This is a genomic window from Arthrobacter sp. MMS24-T111, from assembly GCF_054888995.1.
This window is the reverse complement of the sequence record NZ_JBTZRO010000001.1, coordinates 3867965-3886945: the sequence shown is the minus strand read 5'-3', so window position 1 is coordinate 3886945 and position 18981 is coordinate 3867965. Positions and strand designations below refer to the sequence as shown.

The window sequence follows — 18981 nt, the reverse complement described above, 5'->3', positions numbered from 1 at the left end:
AATGGTCCCATGAGCACCCTGATCACCAATATCGCCGAGCTGATGACGCAGGACCTTGAGCACCGGGTCCTGCGGGACGCCGCCGTGGTGGTGGATGGGGAACGGATCTCGTGGATCGGCGCGGCGGCCGATGCACCTGCCGCGGACGACGCCGTCGATGCCGGCGGGCGGGCCATGCTGCCGGGATGGGTGGACTCCCACAGCCACTTGCTGTTTGCCGGGGACCGCACCGCCGAGTTCGAAGCCAGGATGGCCGGTGAGGCCTACGCTGCCGGCGGCATCGCCGTCACCATGAAGGCCACCCGGGCCACATCCGATTTTGACCTCACGCGCCTGGCCATGGGCCGGGTGGCTGAGGCCGTTTCGCAGGGGACCACCTACCTGGAGACGAAGACCGGGTACGGCCTGGACATTGAGAATGAGGCCAGGAGCGCCCGGATCGCATCCACAGTGGCAGACCAGGTGACTTACCTTGGTGCCCATCTGGTTCCCGCCGGCCAGGACGCCGAGGCCTACACCGACCTGGTCTGTGGGCCCATGCTGGCCGCCGCCAGGCCCTATGTCCAGTGGGCGGACGTATTCTGCGAGGAAGGCGCCTTCACTGCCGAGCAGTCGCGCCGCGTGCTCCTGGCCTGCCGCGACGCCGGACTCGGCCTGCGCGTGCACGGCAACCAGTTGGGCGAAGGGCCGGGAGTGCAACTAGCCGTCGAGGTAGGTGCCGCCAGTGTTGACCATGTGAACTACCTATCCGGGCAAGACGTCAAAGCCCTGGCGGCCTCGTGGTCTGCGTGGGACCCCGCCACCGGCACCGGGGAGCGGGGTACGGTGGCCACCTGCTTGCCTGCGTGCGACCTGTCCACCCGCCAGCCGCTGGCCCCCGCGCGGGCACTCCTTGACGCCGGCGTGCAGGTGGCGTTGGCCTCCAACTGCAACCCAGGCACGTCCTACACCAGTTCCATGGCATTCTGCGTGACCACCGCCGTTCTGCAGATGCACCTGAGCGTTCACGAGGCGGTCCGTGCTGCGACGTATGGCGGTGCGTTGGCGCTGCACCGGGAGGCGGGGCGTGACGCGGACGGCGAACGGGCCGTAGGTTCGATCGCCGTCGGCCACCGGGCCGACCTTCACCTGCTCAACGCACCCTCCGCCACCCATCTCGCTTACCGCCCGGGCATGCCCCTGACGTACGCTGTGTGGCGGGCCGGAGTGCGGGCGCGGTGAGAGTTGCCGGATTCGTGATTGTTATTGATTGTTTGCCCGTGCTTATAATCAGGAAACGTCATCCGGTAGGGTGGCTGGTGTACTGAAAGGCCCCCTGCATGACGCGCACTGACCGGTTGACGGCCATTCTTGACCTTCTGGCCAAGACCGGCCAGGTGGAAGTTGACGAGATCGTCAGCAGCCTGAATGTTTCTCCGGCCACTGCGCGCCGTGACCTGGACAGCCTTGCCAAGCGGCGGTTGCTAACCCGGACCCGCGGCGGCGCCACCACCGGCGCCTTGGCCTACGACCTGCCCGGACGCTACAACCGTGACGACCACGCAGAGGCCAAGGAACAAATCGCGCAGTGTGCGTCGGCCCTGATCCGGCCTGGAGCAGTCATTGGGCTGTGCGGGGGCACCACCAGCACAGCCCTGGCGCAGATCCTGGCGACGCGGGAAGACCTGAACGCCCCGTCCAACCAGCCAACCCTCACCGTGGTTACCAACGCCATCAACATCGCCGGCCAGCTCGCGGTGCGGCCCAACATCAAAGTCATGGTCACCGGGGGCATCCTGAACCCCCGCTCCTACGAGCTGGTTGGGCCCTATACGGACATCATCATGCAAAAAGTGGTGCTGGACATCGCATTCATCGGAGTCAACGGTATCGACCCCGAGGTGGGGCCAACCAACACCGGAGAAGGGGAGGCATCGGTCAATGCGTTGCTCGCCAGCCGCGCCCGGGTCTCGTACGTTCTGGCCGATTCCTCCAAGGTGGGCGTCCGGGCCTTCGCCACCATGGACGGTTACGACTTCACCCGGCTCATCACTGATTCGGGCATTTCTGCGCACGACAAGGCGGCCTTCGAAGCCCGGGGTACGGAAGTCATTATCGCGCCTGCCTAATGCCCGGCAGCTGGTGCCAGCGTGGTCCGGGCGGCCTCTGGTGTGCTGCCTGGCTCCTTGGTGTTGCCCCGGCTTATGGTTCCCTACGGCCGCTCCATCAGCCCGGATCCAGAAACTGAGGGCAAGATGGGAACATGCTGGTTCCCTCCCGCCGTCGCCTGCGGCTCGAAGTCTGGATCGTCCTGGGCCTGTCACTCGGCCAGTCGGCTGTGTACTCCGTGGTGCAGCTGCTCGATAAGATGACCCGTGCGCCGCTGGCGGAGGGCACTTCCACGCTGAACCGGTCGCAGAGTACGCGGGAGTACTTCGACCTGACCTACCAGTTGCTGGACATCATCTTTGCGCTGGTTCCCGTGCTGCTGGTCCTCTACTTCCTCACGGACCAGCGTCAGGCCGCCCCGGGCGACGCCGGTTCATCAGGTTCGGCGTTCCGGAAGCTTGGGTTCAACTTTGCCCGGCCCGGAAGGGACCTGCTGCAGGGCCTGGGGCTGGCGGCCCTGATCGGGATCCCGTCGCTGGGGCTGTACGCCGCCGGCCGTGCGTTGGGAATCACGACGGCGATCATTCCCAGCGCGCTCGACGCCTACTGGTGGACGGTCCCGGTCCTCATCCTGTCCGCAATCAGGCACGCGGTCCTGGAAGAAGTCATTGTGGTGGGCTACCTCTTGGACCGCTTAGGCAAGTTCGGTTGGAGCACGCCTCTCGCTATCGCCGTCAGTTCCCTGCTCCGCGGCAGCTATCACCTCTACCAGGGTTTTGGGCCATTTATCGGCAACGCGATCATGGGGGTGGTCTTCGCCTGGCTCTACACCCGAACCCGCCGCGTCATGCCGCTGGTCATCGCCCACGCGCTGCTGGACATCGTGGCGTTCGTCGGCTTCAGTCTCTTTGGCAAGGCCGTCGGGTTGGGGTAGGAGTGGGGCGCTAGCCTCGGCGGCTCAACCCGTACATGTGCTGTCACATCAGCGACAACAGCAAGGGCCACTCTCCTTGCGGGTCCGGTGGCAACACGAACGGTTTCGCGTAAAAGTCGTCCCAGAGGGCATCAGTAGTGCAAAGGTCGTCCGGATCCAGCAGGTTGTTTCCGTCAGGCTCCTCCGTTTCCGGACCCTCCATTTCCGGTTCCGGCCACGCTGGATCTTCGGCAAGCGGCAGGGTTCCTGGTGGCCAGTGGGTTGGTTGGGGGTCGTGTTGTTCGGGTGTGTAGTGTCTGCCGGTGGGTGAGGTCCAGCCGGGTGGTTCATTCTTAGTGGCCGGGTCGGGGGTCCAGGTGGTGTGGTGTTTGAGGCGGTGGTGTTTGGGGCAGAGCTGGGCCAGGTTGCCTACGTCTGTTTTGCCGCTGTGGTGCCAGGGGGTGAGGTGGTCGGTGTCGTTGTCGGGGGTGTGGTTGGTGCAGCCGGGGAAGGTGCATTTGCCGTCCCGCAGCCGGATCCATTTCTTGATGGTCTCGGGGAGCCGGTAGCGGGTGCGTCCGATTTCCAGGGGCGCGCCGTCGCGGGGGTCGACCAGGACCCGGTAGAACGATTCCGCCCCGCCGGCGACGAGCCTCCGTGCCATGGATGCCGGGATCGGCCCGAATCCGTCCAGCACCGCGGGCTCATCGGTGAGGCCGAGCAGTGAGAATACCGGGACCGTGACCAGGACGTCCGCCCGGGGTGTGGGGATCTTGCCAAGCCCGCCGGCGGTTCCCGCATCGGTGAAGCTGCCCGGGCCGGTGGCGCGGCAGGTGTCAGGCTGGGGCGGAGGTTCGGTGCCACCGGTGGGGCTGGTTCCGGCCTCGAGGGACAGGCTGGTGCGGCCGTTGGGGGTGGCGGTGGGCTGCAGCCCGGCGCCGAGGAGCAGGGACGCGGCGACGTCAGCGCGGAGCTGGGTCAGGGTCCGCTCATCCGTGGGGTTTTGGAGGCCGCGGGCGGTGGCGGTGCTGCGGTTCCAGATCGCGCACGCGGTATCCCCGGGAAGGTAGAGCGAGAGCCAGGCCATCCCGTCCCGGTCCGGAGCGTAGTCCATCCGCCGGTCCGCCACCCCCTTGGCGTGGCGCTTCTCCAAGGACTCGGGGTGGTGGCGTTCCCGCCAGGCCCGGACCTTCGCCCGGAACCGGGACGGGACAAGCTCACCGGGCGCGGCGCCCCGGGCCGGGTGGGGCGCGTCAGGGTCGAAGAAATGCGCCACCAACGCGGCCGCCCCTGCAGGGGTGAGGCCTTCGGTTTCGTCGGCCACGATCCGGGCGTGCTGCCAGGACATGTCACCCGCAGCCAAGGCTTCAACCACCGGTGGCAGTGAACAAACCCGGCGGGACTGCTCCACCAACGCCCCGGCCGCCCCCGAACCGATGGTGAGGATCCCGGCGATCTCCTCCACCGCGGACATCTCCGCGAACGTGCGCTCCTCCACCGGGGCGTCCGGCGGAAGCAGAGCATGCTGGATGTCAACGCACTCGGCCACATCGCGCGCCTTCACCGCCGCCAGCTGAGCTTCCAACCTGGCCACAAGCTCCAGCCGTTCCAGACACAGCCCATACTGCCGCTGCAACACATCCACGGAAACGCCGGCATGAAGGTCAGAAGTCAAGGAAGCGTCCTCCAGAACCAGCCCGCTGAGCGCAGCAACAGAGGCAGAAACACCCTCCATCACCGCCGCCAGATCCGCACCGATTCCCATAAAGAAATCATCCAACCAGGGTCCGACATTTATGGAGGAGGCTTGTGGTTCAGCGCCCTTCCGAATAATTCAGCGATCCTCCCCGGGAACGCTTAAAGGAATTCGGCCGCCATCGGGTGGTGACGCCGTTGTCACCACCCGATGGCGGCCGAAGCTCTTTGGGCGCAGGTACCTACGGCCCCTCTCCGGAAACAAGCCGGAGAGCGGGAGGGGTAATCAGATCGTGACGGCCCCGTTGGCGGTTTCAAAAGTGACCGACAGAATGCCGGGAGTGCCGTGCGGGGCTACCCATTCGACCGCAACGTCCTCAAGCGGCTTCTCCACCGGCTCGCCCAGCCACTCGGTCACCCGCGACGCGGAGCCGGCAATGGTCAGGCAGCTCATTTTGAGGTTGCTCTCGTAGGCGTTGGAGGGGTGCAGGGACGGGTCGCCTTCCCATTTGAGCATGTAGGGGACCTGGGGGTCTGCAATTAGGCCCAGGATGCCGATCTGCTTCCACACGAGTTCGCGGCCGTCCGGGAACTTGCGGTTGCCGTTCACGGCAGCGCGGCCCAGGCGTTCCTCGAACGGGGCGAGGTCGTCCACCTCGACGCACCAGCCCATCCAGCCGCCGCCCGCAGCGGAACGGGCCCGCACTGCCTGTCCGAACGGTGCCTTGTCCGAAGCAGGGTGGTCCAGGACCTCCACAACTTCGAGGTATTTGTGCCCGGCGAGGGGGATGATCATATTCCGGGTGCCGAAACGGGGGTGGACCCCGCCCTTCACTGCCTCAACGCCGAGGGCAGTTGAAATCCGTTCGGTAGTGGCCGCGAGGCCATCGTGTTCACAGGCGTAAGAGACGTGATCCATGCGCATGGCAACATCTTGGCACTTTGTGATCGGGCTCTCAGCTAAGGGTACCCTTACTTGGATTTCCGCCCCCGGGCGTGGTGAGGGAAGTCCCCGCAGGGGCCGCGTTCAGCCTGCGATGTAGTAGCCGAAGGTGTCGGCGATGAGTTGGACGGTGCCGGCGGAGTTGTTGGTCAGGGCGATGGTTCCGTCGGCGGCGACGGGGGTGATGACCAGGTTGGGGGTGGTTTGGTCGGGGTTGAAGTTGAGGTTGGAGGTTCCGGGGGTGGGGGTGCCGCCGGCGTGGACGGTGATGTTGCCGAAGCTGGTGGGGGAGGTGGCGGTGACGTTGACGGCGACGGCGGAGACTCCGGTGGTGGGGATGCCGCCGCGGCCGGTGACGGGGACGCGGATGGTGTCTCCGGGTGCTACGGGGCCGCTGATGCCGCCGGTGCCGTAGCGGGTGTCCAGTTGCCGGAAGGGCGCCTGCGAGGAGAAGGTGCCAGGGTCTACCGGGGCTCCTGCGATGTAGTAGCCGAAGGTGTCGGCGATGAGTTGGACGGTGCCGGCGGAGTTGTTGGTCAGTGCGATGGTTCCGTCGGCGGCGACGGGGGTGATGACCAGGTTGGGGGTGGTTTGGTCGGGGTTGAAGTTGAGGTTGGAGGTTCCGGGGGTGGGGGTGCCGCCGGCGTGGACGGTGATGTTGCCGAAGCTGGTGGGGGAGGTGGCGGTGACGTTGACGGCGACGGCGGAGACTCCGGTGGTGGGGATGCCGCCGCGGCCGGTGACGGGGACGCGGATGGTGTCTCCGGGTGCTACGGGGCCGCTGATGCCGCCGGTGCCGTAGCGGGTGTCCAGTTGCCGGAAGGGCGCCTGCGAGGAGAAGGTGCCAGGGTCTACCGGGGCTCCTGCGATGTAGTAGCCGAAGGTGTCGGCGATGAGTTGGACGGTGCCGGCGGAGTTGTTGGTCAGGGCGATGGTTCCGTCGGCGGCGATGGGGGTGATGACCAGGTTGGGGGTGGTTTGGTCGGGGTTGAAGTTGAGGTTGGAGGTTCCGGGGGTGGGGGTGCCGCCGGCGTGGACGGTGATGTTGCCGAAGCTGGTGGGGGAGGTGGCGGTGACGTTGACGGCGACGGCGGAGACTCCGGTGGTGGGGATGCCGCCGCGGCCGGTGACGGGGACGCGGATGGTGTCTCCGGGTGCTACGGGGCCGCTGATGCCGCCGGTGCCGTAGCGGGTGTCCAGTTGCCTGAACGGCGCCTGCGACGAGAACGCCCCGGGCAGGCTTGGGCTGGCAGGCACGTGCAGCAGTTTGTTTGGCGTTCCGGCGCCGGCACCGGCGATGGTTCCCGGAACAGCCGCCGAGAGGACGGTGTCCGTGACCTGCGCAGGGGTGAAGAGCGGGTGCTGGGAGAGGATGAGGGCTGCCACGCCGGCAACGTGCGGTGAAGCCATGGAGGTCCCGCTCAGCGATGCCGTGGCCGTCGACGACGTGTTCCAGGTGGAGGTAATGCCCACCCCCGGGGCGTAAAGGTCCACGCACTGGCCGTAGTTGGAAAACGATGCCTGGTGGTCCGAGGAGTCGCTTGCGGCTACCGTCAGTGCGGACGGGACCCGGGCGGGGGAGGACGTGCAGGCATCCGTGGCCGAGTTTCCGGCCGCGACGACGACGGAAATACCGTCGTTGACGACGTTCTGGACCGCAGTGTCAAGGAGGGTGCTGCCCGGTCCGCCAAGGCTCATGTTCACCACGGCCGGAGTTCCTGCGGCATGGTCCCCGGCAATCCAGTCGAGTCCGGCGATGATGTCCGAATAGTAGCCGGACCCGTCGCAGGCCAAGGTCCGCACAGGCACGATCGTGGCGGATTTGGCCACGCCGTAGACGGTTCCGGCGATGATCCCCGAAACATGGGTGCCGTGTCCGTTGCAGTCACTTGTTCCGCCGCCGTCGGACAGTGCCGTCCATCCCGCGGCAACCCGTCCGCCGAAATCGACATTGGAGGCGAGGACTCCGGTGTCAACCACATAGGCACGGACACCGAGGCCGGAAGCGTTATACGTGTAGGCGCCGGACAGTGGCAACGCCTGCTGGTCCAGCCGGTCAAGACCCCAGGGGGCGGGTTTTTCCGTGGCGGAAATCGTCGATACCGCGTCGGGTTCCACGGCGGTTGCCTTGCCGGACCGCAGCAGTGCGGCGGCTTGCGCCGCCGTGGCTTTGATCGCTGCTCCGTGCAGGGCCTTGCTGAACGTGTGGTCGACGGCGACCCCTTGGGAACGAAGGTCGCGCGCCGCCGTTGGGACGTCGGTTCCCGCCGGGAACTGGACCAGGTAGCGGCCGTTCGGGCTGTCGGGAGCGGCCGCGGGCGCGGCGGGCGCGGTGGGTGCCGCTGCCGGCGCCGAGGCTTGCGCCGGTGCTCCGCTTGAGCAGAGGGCGACGACGGACAACAGTGCGGCGCCAACGGCCAGGCGCAAAGACTGGGGCAACGGAATCGGATTCCTTTTGTGCTTAGTAGGGGGTGCCTCTATGGTTTTCGTCAAGCGGCTGAGGGTTGCCGGGGTTCGTAGAAGGTGCTGTCCCTGAGCATGGCGTAGAGGGTGTCGCAGCGGCGGCGGGCGAGGGCGATGAGAGCCTGATTGTGGCGTTTGCCTTCTGCTCGTTTCCGGTCGTAGTAGGCCCTCGACAGCGGATCCTTCAAGGCCGCGAAGGCGGAGAGGAACAGGGCTCTTTTGAGAATCTTGTTTCCCTTCCGGGATGGGTGGTCACCGCGGATGGAAGACCCTGATCGCCAGGTCACCGGGGCCAGGCCTGCGTAGGAAGCCAGGTGCCCTGCGGAGGCGAAGTCCTTCCCGACGATCTCGGTGAGGATCCGTGCTGCGGTCCTGACGCCGACCGCCGGGAGCGACGTCAGGACCGGGTGAAGAGGGTGGGCCTCCACGAGGGCTTCAACCTGGGCGAAAACGGTGTCCCGCGATTCGCGGATATCGGCGAGCATCCGCGCCAGTTGGGGCAGCACGATGGTCGCAGCGTTCGTTCCGACCACTGTCACCGTTTGCTGGTCCAGGGCCTCGATGATCTCGCCGGCAAGACGTTCACCCATCCTGGGTGCGAGCTTCTTGAGCCGGTTCCCGATCCTGCGCCGGCCGGCATGGCGGAGGGCTTCGGGGGTCGGCCAGGTCCGCAGCAGATCCAACACGGCAGGGTGGTCCAGGCGCGGGCCGAGGACACGCTCCAGTGCCGGATGGATCTGGGTCAGGAGGCCTCGGATCCGGTTCGATGTCGCGGTGGCCTGTTTGGCCAGGTCGTCGTCGAAGCCGCAGAGCATGGTCAGTTCGGCGAGTTGTTCGTCGGCGATCTGGATGGATCGCAGTGTGTGGGGCATGGTCCGGGCCGCTGCGGCGATGATGAACGCGTCCCTTGCGTCGGTTTTCGCTTCGCCGGGGTGCAGGTCCGCGATCCGGCGCATCGCCAGCCCGGGAAGGTATCCGACGGTGACACCGGCGGCCTGGGCGACCGCGACCGGCAACGCACCGATCGTCGCGGGCTGGTCAACCACGAGCAGGATCCTGCCGTGGTTGTCCAGCGACGCCAGTATTTCGCGCAGCCTGAGCTCGTCGTTGGGTAAAGCCTTGTCGAAGAGCTTCTTCCCGGCCCGGTCCACGGCAACGGCGTGGTGCTCGCCCTTGCCGACGTCCAAGCCGATGAAGACATCAATGCTTTCGTGGTTTCCGATCACCTGTACCTCCCAGTCGCAGCAGCTGATACCTGTGCTGGGCTGTCCTCGGTGTCAGAGCCCGGCATCCACGTTACGCACGACGATCCCAAACTGTCCTGCCTCTATTAGCGGTCTCTCCGGCACCTACCGGACCCCGGTGACAACACCCCCCGGATCATTGACGACTGGGGGCGGCAATCATGCCGGGGCCGGCAGGCCAGCACACCCTCATCCTGCAACAGGAACGGGCTACGAAAAAGGTAACGGGGCGACCGGATAACGACGTCCGGCTTCCAAGGTATCCGGGGCGGCACGGCTGGCAGCCAAACCTCGGGCGATCCTTCGCATTATTTGTGGAACCTTGGAAAACCTCCGCATGGGACTGCTCCCGCGCCCGGATCCGTCCCCCGCCCGTCAGCTGCCACCCTCGCGGGCCGCGCGGCGCGCACGCCGCGGCAAGACCATGTTCGTCACAATGCTGTCCCGGCCGGAGCGATCTTCCTACACTGGGCGCAGGTCATGAGTGCCAGCGCCAAGCCCCGGCTCGCTGGCCGGCAACCCTCCATCCGCGGTGGGGTGCCCCGGGTGAGGACCAGGCTGTCCGGCAATTGCCGGAAGCAAGCGCGGCCCGTGGTGCTCCCAGCATGCCGGGCCCATGTCATAGGAGACTGAGATGTCCAACGGATGGTCCTTCGAAACCCGCCAGATCCATGCCGGCCAGGAGCCTGACAGCGCCACCGGAGCCCGGGCCCTGCCCATCTACCAGACCACGTCCTTCGTGTTCCCGAGCGCCGAGAGCGCAGCCAACCGTTTTGCCCTGGCTGAACTGGCGCCGATCTACACCCGCATCGGCAACCCCACCCAGGACGCGGTGGAGCAGCGGATCGCCAGCCTCGAAGGTGGCCTGGCGGCTTTGCTGCTGAGCTCGGGGCAGGCTGCGGAGACCTTCGCCGTCCTGAATATCGCCGAGGCCGGGGACCACATCGTGGCCAGCCCCAGCCTGTACGGCGGAACGTACAACCTGTTCGCCCACACCTTGAAGAAGTTCGGCATCGCGGTCACCTTCGTGGAAGATCCGGACAACCTGGAACAGTGGCGCAACGCGGTGCGGCCCAACACCAAACTGTTCTTTGGCGAGGTGGTCTCCAACCCGCGCCAGGACGTCCTGGACATCGAAGGCATCTCCCAGGTTGCCCACGACGCCGGCGTTCCCCTGATCGTGGACAACACCCTGTCCACGCCCTACCTGATCCGGCCGCTGGAGTGGGGTGCGGACATCGTGATCCACTCCGCCACCAAATACCTGGGCGGCCATGGCTCGGCCATTGCCGGCGTCATCGTCGACTCCGGCAAGTTCGATTTCGGCAAGGACCCCGGCCGGTTCCCCGGTTTCAACACCCCGGATCCCACCTACAACGGGCTGGTCTACGCCCGGGATCTTGGCGAGGGCGGCGCACTGGGCGCCAACCTTTCCTACATCCTCAAAGCCCGTGTCCAGTTGTTGCGCGACCTCGGCTCGGCGGTTTCGCCCTTCAACGCCTTCCTGATTTCGCAGGGCCTGGAAACGCTGAGCCTGCGGGTGGAACGGCACGTTTCCAACGCCACGGAGGTGGCGCGCTGGCTGGAGGGAAGGGCCGACGTCGAATCGGTCGCCTACGCGGGGCTGCCGTCCAGCCCCTGGTACGAACGGGGCCGCAAGTACGGGCCCAAGGGGACCGGCGCCGTCGTCGCCTTCAACCTGGCAGGGGGTGCGGAGGCGGGCAAGCGCTTCGTCGACGCCCTGGAACTGCACTCCCACGTGGCCAACATCGGTGACGTCCGCTCGCTTGTCATCCACCCGGCGTCGACCACCCACAGCCAGCTCTCGCCCGAGCAGCAGGTGGTGGCCGGGGTCAATCCGGGGCTGGTCCGCTTGTCGGTGGGCCTGGAGCACATCGACGACATCCTGGCCGACCTGGAGGCCGGTTTCCGCGCGGCCAAGGGCGGCGCCGACGCCTGACCGCCGGCACGCTGGAGCGCTGCCGGCCGGCAGCGCCGGAAAGTCACAACCAGTCACACTCTTGGCCTGGACCGGGGGGTGTTTCGTACACTCGAACCAGGTCATGAGTGCCAGTGACAGCCCCGGCTTGCTGGCCGGCAACCCTCCTTCCGCGGTGGGGTGCCCCGGGTGAAGACCTGGCCTGCCGGTCAAATGACGGCAGGCAAGCGCGTAGAAGAGGTCTTGCCATGACGGTTACCGTCGCCCGTACCACCATTCCCGAACACGGAGTTGTCCGCTACGCCTCCATTGGAGGACTCGAGCTCGAAGGCGGCGGCTACCTGCCGGATGTGACCTTGGCGTACGAGACCTGGGGCACGCTGAACGCGGACGGCAGCAACGCCATCCTGATCGAGCATGCCCTGACGGGCAGCACCCACGTGACCCGGGGCGACACCGACGAAGAGGGCTGGTGGGAACAGCTGGCCGGTCCCGGGGCTCCCGTTGATACGGACCGGTTCTTCGTGGTGTCCATCAACATCGTGGGCGGTTGTTACGGATCCACGGGCCCGTCCTCGGCCGCTCCCAACGGAGCACCCTGGGGCTCCCGCTTCCCCTTGGTCACCCTGCGGGACAGCACGGTGGCCGAGGCCCGGCTGGCGGACCAGCTGGGCATCGGGAGCTGGTACGCCGTCCTTGGCGGCTCCATGGGCGGTGCCCGCGCCCTGGAATGGGCGGTGACCTACCCCGACCGGGTGCAGCGCTGCGCCGTCATCTCGGTCGGCGCTGCCAGCACGGCTGAACAGATCGCCTTCGCCCAGGCCCAGACACTGGCCATCCGCCAGGATCCGAACTTCAACGGCGGCGACTACTACGGCGGCCCGTGTCCGGAAGACGGACTGGCACTTGCACGGCGGATTGCCCACATCACCTACCGGTCCGCCGCGGAACTGGAAGGACGCTTCGGCCGGGAACCCCAGGCCCCCGAGTCGCCGCTGCACGGCGGACTGCTGGCAAACCGCGGACGGTACCAGGTGGAAAGCTACCTGGACCACCAGGGCAGGAAGCTCGTCCGCCGGTTCGACGCCAACAGCTACATCGCCCTCACCGAGGCATTGATGAGCCACGATATCTGCCGTGGCCGCGGGCCGCTGGCCGAGACCCTGGCATCCGCCACCGCCCGGTTCTTCGTTGCCGCCGTGGACTCCGACCGGCTCTACTTCCCGTCCCAGTCCCGCGAATTGGCCCAGGCCCTGCCCGGTGATGTTGACGTGCACATAATCACGGCACCGATAGGCCATGACGGCTTCCTGACCGAGATCGGACAGCTGGGGCACCAGCTCCGGACGACGTTCCTGGTCTAACCGCGCCCGCCGTATCCCGGCCGCGGGCCGCTGACCCACAGCGGCGCTTCCGGTGCACGCTGCCGTGGACGCCGCGGCGCCGCAGTGCATCAGGCCCGGAGCAGAAGTACGGCATGATCGTGTCATGAAAGCCGCCGTCCTGTATTCGACCGTTCCCACCGCCGGACAGGCATCGGGAAACCCCACCTACGCTGACGCGAAGCCATTGGTCGTTCAGGAGCTGGACCAAGCACAGCCGCGTGCCGGTGAGCTTGGGATCGACATCACCTATTCGAGCCTGTGCCATTCGGACCTGTCCGTGGTGGACGGCTCCAGGGTCCGGCCGCTTCCGATGGCATTGGGCCACGAAGCGGTGGGACGGGTGGTGTCCGTGGGCGACGGGGTGGCCGATGTGTCCGTGGGAGACCACGTGGTCCTCGTTTTCGTGCCCAGTTGCGGCCACTGCCGTGCCTGCCGGGCCGGGAGGCCCGCGCTTTGCCACCGCGCAGCGGAGGTCAACGGCTCCGGTGACCTGCTGCACGGGCCGGCCTTGCTGCGCACGCCGGCGGGGGAGCGCATCAACCACCATTTGGGCGTCTCGGCGTTCGCGGATTACGCCGTGGTGGCGCGGGAATCGGCAGTGGTGATTGACGACGACGTCCCGGACACCGTCGCGGCGATGTTTGGTTGCGCTGTGCTCACCGGAATGGGAGCCGTGCTCAACACGGCGTCCGTCCGTCCGGGTCAGTCCGTGGCAGTCTTCGGCCTCGGCGCAGTAGGCTTGTCGGCCGTCATGGCGGCCCGCCTCGCCGGGGCCGCCGCAGTGATTGCCATCGACCCCAATCCGGGCAAGCACCCCTTGGCCCTGGACGCCGGTGCCACGGCGGTGGGAACGCCTGCGGATGCGCCCCGCCTTGTTGCCGAGGCTGCCGGTGACGGGGTGGATGTTGCCGTCGAAGCAGTCGGCTCGGCCGGCGTGATCGCAACTTGCCTTGATCTGGTGACGCGGGGTGGCGCGGTGGTCTCGGTGGGATTGCCCCATCCGTCAGCTGAACTGGCCGTTCCCGCACTGCAGTTCGCAGGAGCCGGCAAACGGCTCCTCGGCTCCTACATGGGTGACGCGGTTCCCCGCCGAGACATCCCGGCGTACCTTGGCTACTGGCGGGAAGGCAGGCTTCCGGTGGAACTGCTGCACACCGATACCCGGCCGCTGGCCGAGATCAATGAAGGCCTGGATGCGCTGGCGTCCGGGCAAGTGGTCAGGCGGCTCTTCCTGGCTTGAGGCGTTGCTCCGGGCTTGAGGCGTGGCCGCCGCAGGCAGTCAGCCGTTCATGATGTCGCCGCGGCGTTTCATGTAGTCCTCCATGGACATTTCGCCGTTGCTGTACTGCTGGTCAAGTTCTGCGAGCTTCCGGGCCCGGAATCCCTGGGGCGCTCCCGGCGGGGGAACCGCCGGGCCGGCCGGCGTGTGGCCGGTACCCTGCTGCTGGCCGGGGAACTGCTGGCCCATACCCTGCTGCTGACCCGGGAACTGCTGGAACGGCGGTTCCTGCGGAGCGCCGTACCGGGGGTCCGGCAGGGGCGGCTGCCCGTACTGGTAGGGCTGTGGCTGTGATTCACCGGCCGGCCGGGGCTGGCGGAAGCCGCCGGAGTAGTAGTCCTGCTGGGTGTAGCCGTCGCGGGGCTGGTTGCTCTGCGGCCCCGCGGACCCGGGAAACTGGCCCGGATACTGGCCGGACCCGGGGAACCCTCCCGGCCCGTACTGCCCCGGAAACTGGCCGGGGTACTGGCCCGGCAAGCCTTGGTCCCGGCCCCGCCGTGCCATGGACCGCCGGTACATCCGCATGGCCGTGGGGACAACGAAGGACAGGATGATGATCCACAAAAACAAGCTGCTCACGGTGCCGCGCCTCTCAAAGGTTGTCCTTCCAGCGTAACCCCGGGTGGTCCTAGCGGCGGCTGGGTTCCGAGGTTCCCAGCGGACCCTCGCCGGATCCGAGCGGAACGCCCGGGCCGAAGACGGGACCCGGCGTCGGCCGTTTCGCCGTGATGCCGTCACCTGAGGACTGGTGCCGGAGCCGGCGCAGCACCCAGGGCACGAAGTATTCGCGCGCCCATACCAGGTCCCCGGTCCTTGCCTCGCGCCACGTCCGGGGCGGCAGCGCCTTGGGCTGGAGGGGTTCCAGCGAATGTTCAACGTTAAGCGAGTCCAGCACCATGGCCGCGATTGTGTGGTGCCCCAACGGGGAGAAGTGCAGCCTGTCCTGGTCCCACATCTGCGGGTCGCTCAGCTGCCGGAGGGACCACATGTCGGCGATGACGGCGTCGTGCCGGGCCGCGACAGTCCGCAGGTTCTCGTTGTAGATGGCCACCTTGCTCCGGATCCTGCCCAGGACGGAGGAGCCTGTGTCCGGACCGTTGAACAGGACCACGGTGGCGCCGCCCATGGACAGGATCTGGACTACGGAATCGAGCTTTTCGGCCAGTGCGTCGGGGTCGCCGCCCGGGCGGATGAGGTCGTTGCCGCCTGCTGACAAGGTGACCAGGTCCGGCTTCAGTTCCAAAGCCGGAGCCAGCTGCTGGTCCACGATCTGCTGCAGGAGCCGGCCCCTGACGGCGAGGTTGGCGTAGGCGAAGTCCGGCTTGGTGCGGCCCAGTTCTTCGGCCACCCGGTCGGCCCAGCCGCGGTGGCCTCCGGGGCTTGCGGGCTCAGGGTCGCCGATGCCCTCGGTAAAGGAATCGCCCATCGCCACGTACCGGCTCCAGGGGTGGGAACCGGGGTGCACGGACGGGGTCTGGATGGCACTTGCGTCAGTCACTGTCCTATCCTGCCTTCCGCTTCAATGGCTACGCCAACGTAGGTTGTTACTTTCGGGTAACTGTAAGAATGGAAACCATGACTGACGCCGAAGTATTTCCCGCTCCCGTTGTCCTGTGGTCCCACCCCGAAGACCAGCGTGCCGGCAAGCCGCTGCTGGTGCTGCTCCACGGTTACGGGGCCAACGAACAGGACCTGTTCAGCCTTGCCGGGATGCTTCCGGGGGACTTCGCGGTGGCGTCCGTCCGGGCGCCGATCGCCATGGGCCCGGGCTTCACCTGGTTCCCGCTGACGGCGTCCATCGACTACTCCCTGGACCGGGTCAAGGCGGCGTCGGCCTACGTCCTGGAATGGATCGACACCATCAAACAGGCCCATCCTTCCGTCTCGCTGCTGGGCTTCTCCATGGGCATGGCCATGGCCACCACCCTCCTCCGGCAGCGTCCCACGGACTTCGCAGCCGTCGTCGGACTCTCCGGCTTCGTGGTGGACGCCGCCGGTGACCCCACTTTCAAGGACGCCGAACTGGACGGAACCATCCCCATGTTCTGGGGCCGGGACCAGCAAGACCCGGTGATCACCCAGGACAAGATCGAGTTCACCATGGGTTGGGTGCGCAAGCACGTCAAGCTCACCAAGGTGCTCTACACAGGCATGTGGCACGGGATCAACCAGCAGGAGATCGGCCATGTGGGGGAATTCCTCACCCACGAGGTGCTCAACAAATAGGCGTACGACGACGGCGCCGCGGCCTTGGCGGTCAGCCCGCCTCCGGCGCGACCACCTTCACGGTGTGCCCGTTCACGGTGACGGTGTCGCCGTGGTGCAGTTGGCGGCCGCGGCGGTCGTCGATTTCGCCGTTGACTTTCACCAGCCCGTTCTTGATGAGCTCCGTTGCCTCCACGCCGTCCTCCACGAGGTTGGCAAGCTTCAACAGCTGGCCCAGCCGGATCATGCTGTCGCGGATGGGGACGTCGTCAATGGGGTTGCTCATACAGCAATAATGCCTGAACTAAGGTGGATCCAATGACCTCCCCTCCACGCCTGCCCGTCCTCGCAGGCCTGCCCTTGGCGGTGGGTGCCGGCCTGGCCATCCCCGTCCAAGGCCGCATCAACGGGGCGCTCGGCGCCCGCCTCAACGACGGAATCGCCGCAGCCGTGGTCAGTTTCAGCACCGGCCTGCTGGTGATGATCCTGATCTCGCTGGTCTTGCCGCGGGGCCGGGCCGGGCTGGCGGCCATCCTCCCGGCCGTCCGTACCAGGGTTTTTCCCCGCATCTACGTGCTGGCCGGCGCCATCGGCGCGCTGTTCGTCTTCGCCCAGTCCTTTACCGTGGGCCTCCTCGGGGTGGCCCTCTTCACCGTCGCCACCGTCACGGGACAGACAGTGAGCGGGCTGCTGGTGGACCGGCTGGGGATCGGCCCGGCCGGGAAGAAGTCCGTCACGGGAATCCGGATCATCGGTTGCGTCCTCACCATTGCCGCGGTCGCCTGGGCAGTGTCGCCGCGGTTCAGCGGGGGAGGCGCCGGCACCGACGCCGGCCCGGGTGCGTTGCTCGTTCCGCTGCTCCTTCCGGTGGCGGCAGGCTTCCTTATGAGCTTCCAGCAGGCCATGAACGGCACCGCCACCGTCCACTACGGCACCCCCATCGCCGCCACCCTGGTCAACTTCGTGGCCGGCACCATCGTGCTGTGGGCGGCGTTCGCCGTGAAGCTCGCGGTAGCCGGGGCGGGCAATCCGTTGCCCGCCGACTGGTGGTACTACCTGGGCGGTCCCATGGGCTGCGTGTTCATCGGCCTGGGCGCCCTGCTGGTCCGCAGCCTCGGCGTGCTGGTCACCGGGCTTGGCATGATCGCGGGCCAACTCCTGGGGTCCCTGGCACTGGACCTGGTGCTGCCCGCGCCTGGCACCATCGTCGCCCCCGCCACGGTCCTGGGCACCCTGCTCACCCTCTGCGCCATCATCCTGGCAACCTTGCCCTGGCCCCGGGGCGCGCTCCGGGGGCGCCGGCCGGTAGGCTAGTACACGCAGCTTTCGACGCATCTTTCCCCATCCGCCCACCCGGTGCCCGGTGTGCCCTGCACGCCGCAGCCGGGGTTTGCACACCGCGGACCGCACCCAGCGGCCCTGTAGAAATTGGAGTTACCCCATGGCAGCAAAATCCGTCCTCGACCAGGTCATTTCCCTCTCCAAGCGGAGGGGCTTCGTGTTCCAGGCCGGTGAGATCTACGGAGGTTCGCGTTCTGCCTGGGACTACGGCCCGTTGGGCGCTGAGCTGAAGGAAAACATCAAACGCCAGTGGTGGCAGTCCATGGTCCGCGGCCGCGAGGACGTGGTGGGACTTGACTCTTCCGTCATCCTGCCCCGCCAGGTGTGGGAGGCCTCCGGCCACGTCGAGGTCTTTTCCGACCCCCTGGTGGAATGCCTCTCCTGCCACAAGCGGTACCGCGCCGACCACCTCGAGGAAGAGTACGAGGAAAAGAAGGGCCGCCCGGCGGAAAACGGCCTCAAGGACATTGCCTGCGCCAACTGCGGCACCCGCGGCGAATGGACCGAGCCGCAGGAGTTCTCCGGCCTGCTCAAGACCTACCTGGGACCGGTCGCCAGCGAGGAAGGCCTGCACTACCTGCGCCCCGAAACCGCGCAAGGCATCTTCGTGAACTTCAACAATGTCCTCACCACGTCCCGGAAGAAGCCGCCGTTCGGCATCGGCCAGATCGGCAAGTCCTTCCGCAACGAGATCACGCCGGGCAACTTCATCTTCCGCACGCGCGAGTTCGAGCAGATGGAAATGGAGTTCTTCGTCGAGCCCGGCACGGATGAAGAGTGGCACAAGTACTGGATGAACGAGCGCATGGCCTGGTACACCGGCCTGGGCATCCGCGACGAGAACCTGCGCTTCTTCGAGCACCCCAAGGAGAAGCTGAGCCACTACTCCAAGGGCACCACGGACATCGAGTACCGCTTTGGTTTCCAGGGCTCTGAGTGGGGCGAACTGGAAGGCATCGCCAACCGGACCGATTTTGACCTCTCCACCCACGCGAAGGCCTCCGGCACGGACCTGAGCTACTTCAACCAGGCCACCAACGAGCGCTACACCCCCTACGTTATCGAGCCCGCGGCCGGCCTGACCCGTTCCTTCATGGCGTTCCTGGTGGACGCCTACACCGAGGACGAGGCCCCCAACGCCAAGGGCGGCGTGGACGTGCGCACGGTGCTGAAGCTTGACCCGCGCCTGGCCCCCGTCAAGGCCGCCGTGCTTCCGTTGAGCCGCAACGAGGACCTGTCACCGAAGGCCAAGGCACTCGGCGCCCAGCTGCGCAAGAACTGGAACATCGACTTTGACGACGCCGGTGCAATCGGCCGCCGGTACCGCCGCCAGGATGAGATCGGCACCCCGTTCTGCATCACCGTGGACTTCGATACCCTCGAGGACCAGGCCGTCACCATCCGCGAGCGGGACACCATGAGCCAGGAACGGGTTTCCCTGGACAAGGTGGAGGGTTACCTGGCCGCACGGCTGATCGGCGCCTGA

Annotated in this window: 15 protein-coding genes, 1 pseudogene and 2 riboswitches; of the genes and pseudogenes, 9 read left to right on the top strand and 7 right to left on the bottom strand. The window is 66.9% G+C overall.

What is annotated here, in order from left to right:
- The first annotated feature begins 9 nt into the window (after positions 1 to 9).
- The 3 genes from hutI (at position 10) to ACX5I6_RS18230 (ending at position 3022) form a co-directional block, all read left to right on the top strand.
- On the top strand, positions 10 to 1221 hold the full coding sequence (gene hutI, locus ACX5I6_RS18240; protein WP_461841387.1) for an imidazolonepropionase: 1212 nt from the start codon (positions 10 to 12) through the stop codon (positions 1219 to 1221).
- A gap of 98 nt (positions 1222 to 1319) precedes the next feature.
- On the top strand, positions 1320 to 2108 hold the full coding sequence (locus ACX5I6_RS18235; protein ID WP_461841386.1) for a DeoR/GlpR family DNA-binding transcription regulator: 789 nt from the start codon (positions 1320 to 1322) through the stop codon (positions 2106 to 2108).
- A gap of 134 nt (positions 2109 to 2242) precedes the next feature.
- Positions 2243 to 3022, top strand: coding sequence for a CPBP family intramembrane glutamic endopeptidase (locus ACX5I6_RS18230; RefSeq protein WP_461841385.1), 780 nt, complete (start codon positions 2243 to 2245; stop codon positions 3020 to 3022).
- 43 nt (positions 3023 to 3065) lie between these two features.
- Here the strand turns inward: ACX5I6_RS18230 and ACX5I6_RS18225 are convergent, their stop codons facing one another.
- From ACX5I6_RS18225 to ACX5I6_RS18210, 4 genes and pseudogenes are all read right to left on the bottom strand, one after another.
- A complete protein-coding gene (locus ACX5I6_RS18225) occupies positions 3066 to 4766 on the bottom strand; it encodes an HNH endonuclease signature motif containing protein (RefSeq protein ID WP_461841384.1) in 1701 nt (566 codons plus the stop codon).
- Between the two features lie 216 nt (positions 4767 to 4982).
- Complete coding sequence (locus ACX5I6_RS18220) at positions 4983 to 5621, bottom strand: VOC family protein (protein ID WP_026265047.1); 639 nt, start codon at positions 5619 to 5621, stop codon at positions 4983 to 4985.
- 102 nt (positions 5622 to 5723) lie between these two features.
- Positions 5724 to 8078 (bottom strand): S8 family peptidase, encoded by a 2355-nt coding sequence (locus ACX5I6_RS18215; RefSeq protein WP_461841383.1) that lies wholly within the window; start codon positions 8076 to 8078, stop codon positions 5724 to 5726.
- 50 nt (positions 8079 to 8128) lie between these two features.
- Positions 8129 to 9393 (bottom strand): annotated as a pseudogene (locus ACX5I6_RS18210) (IS110 family RNA-guided transposase).
- Positions 9394 to 9822: 429 nt separating this feature from the next.
- Positions 9823 to 9937: riboswitch (SAM riboswitch) on the top strand.
- Positions 9938 to 9980: 43 nt separating this feature from the next.
- Between ACX5I6_RS18210 and ACX5I6_RS18205 the strand changes: the two are divergent.
- From ACX5I6_RS18205 to ACX5I6_RS18195, 3 genes are all read left to right on the top strand, one after another.
- Positions 9981 to 11306, top strand: coding sequence for a bifunctional o-acetylhomoserine/o-acetylserine sulfhydrylase (locus ACX5I6_RS18205; RefSeq protein WP_461841382.1), 1326 nt, complete (start codon positions 9981 to 9983; stop codon positions 11304 to 11306).
- Between the two features lie 99 nt (positions 11307 to 11405).
- A riboswitch (SAM riboswitch) is annotated at positions 11406 to 11521 on the top strand.
- 12 nt (positions 11522 to 11533) lie between these two features.
- Complete coding sequence (gene metX, locus ACX5I6_RS18200) at positions 11534 to 12649, top strand: homoserine O-acetyltransferase MetX (protein WP_461841381.1); 1116 nt, start codon at positions 11534 to 11536, stop codon at positions 12647 to 12649.
- Between the two features lie 124 nt (positions 12650 to 12773).
- The gene (locus ACX5I6_RS18195; RefSeq protein WP_461841380.1) at positions 12774 to 13910 is read left to right on the top strand and encodes a zinc-dependent alcohol dehydrogenase family protein; all 1137 of its coding nucleotides are present in this window, start codon (positions 12774 to 12776) and stop codon (positions 13908 to 13910) included.
- Between the two features lie 39 nt (positions 13911 to 13949).
- On the opposite strand, the gene ACX5I6_RS18190 is transcribed toward ACX5I6_RS18195, so the two are convergent.
- Both ACX5I6_RS18190 and ACX5I6_RS18185 read right to left on the bottom strand, forming a co-directional pair.
- Positions 13950 to 14528, bottom strand: coding sequence for a hypothetical protein (locus tag ACX5I6_RS18190; RefSeq protein ID WP_461841379.1), 579 nt, complete (start codon positions 14526 to 14528; stop codon positions 13950 to 13952).
- A gap of 49 nt (positions 14529 to 14577) precedes the next feature.
- Positions 14578 to 15447, bottom strand: a complete 870-nt coding sequence (locus ACX5I6_RS18185; protein ID WP_461841378.1) for an SGNH/GDSL hydrolase family protein — start codon at positions 15445 to 15447, stop codon at positions 14578 to 14580.
- 77 nt (positions 15448 to 15524) lie between these two features.
- Here ACX5I6_RS18185 and ACX5I6_RS18180 point away from each other — a divergent pair, with 77 nt between their 5' ends.
- The gene (locus ACX5I6_RS18180; protein ID WP_461841377.1) at positions 15525 to 16175 is read left to right on the top strand and encodes an alpha/beta hydrolase; all 651 of its coding nucleotides are present in this window, start codon (positions 15525 to 15527) and stop codon (positions 16173 to 16175) included.
- Between the two features lie 31 nt (positions 16176 to 16206).
- Here the strand turns inward: ACX5I6_RS18180 and ACX5I6_RS18175 are convergent, their stop codons facing one another.
- Positions 16207 to 16440 carry an RNA-binding S4 domain-containing protein gene (locus tag ACX5I6_RS18175; protein WP_018763404.1) on the bottom strand — a complete coding sequence of 78 codons (234 nt, stop codon included), beginning with the start codon at positions 16438 to 16440 and terminating at the stop codon, positions 16207 to 16209.
- A 32-nt stretch (positions 16441 to 16472) separates the two neighbouring features.
- On the opposite strand from ACX5I6_RS18175, the gene ACX5I6_RS18170 reads away from it, so the two are divergent.
- Together ACX5I6_RS18170 and ACX5I6_RS18165 are read left to right on the top strand one after the other, a co-directional pair.
- Positions 16473 to 17468: a DMT family transporter gene (locus ACX5I6_RS18170; protein WP_461841376.1), complete on the top strand. Its 996-nt coding sequence runs from the start codon at positions 16473 to 16475 to the stop codon at positions 17466 to 17468.
- A 127-nt stretch (positions 17469 to 17595) separates the two neighbouring features.
- On the top strand, positions 17596 to 18981 hold the full coding sequence (locus tag ACX5I6_RS18165; RefSeq protein WP_461841375.1) for a glycine--tRNA ligase: 1386 nt from the start codon (positions 17596 to 17598) through the stop codon (positions 18979 to 18981).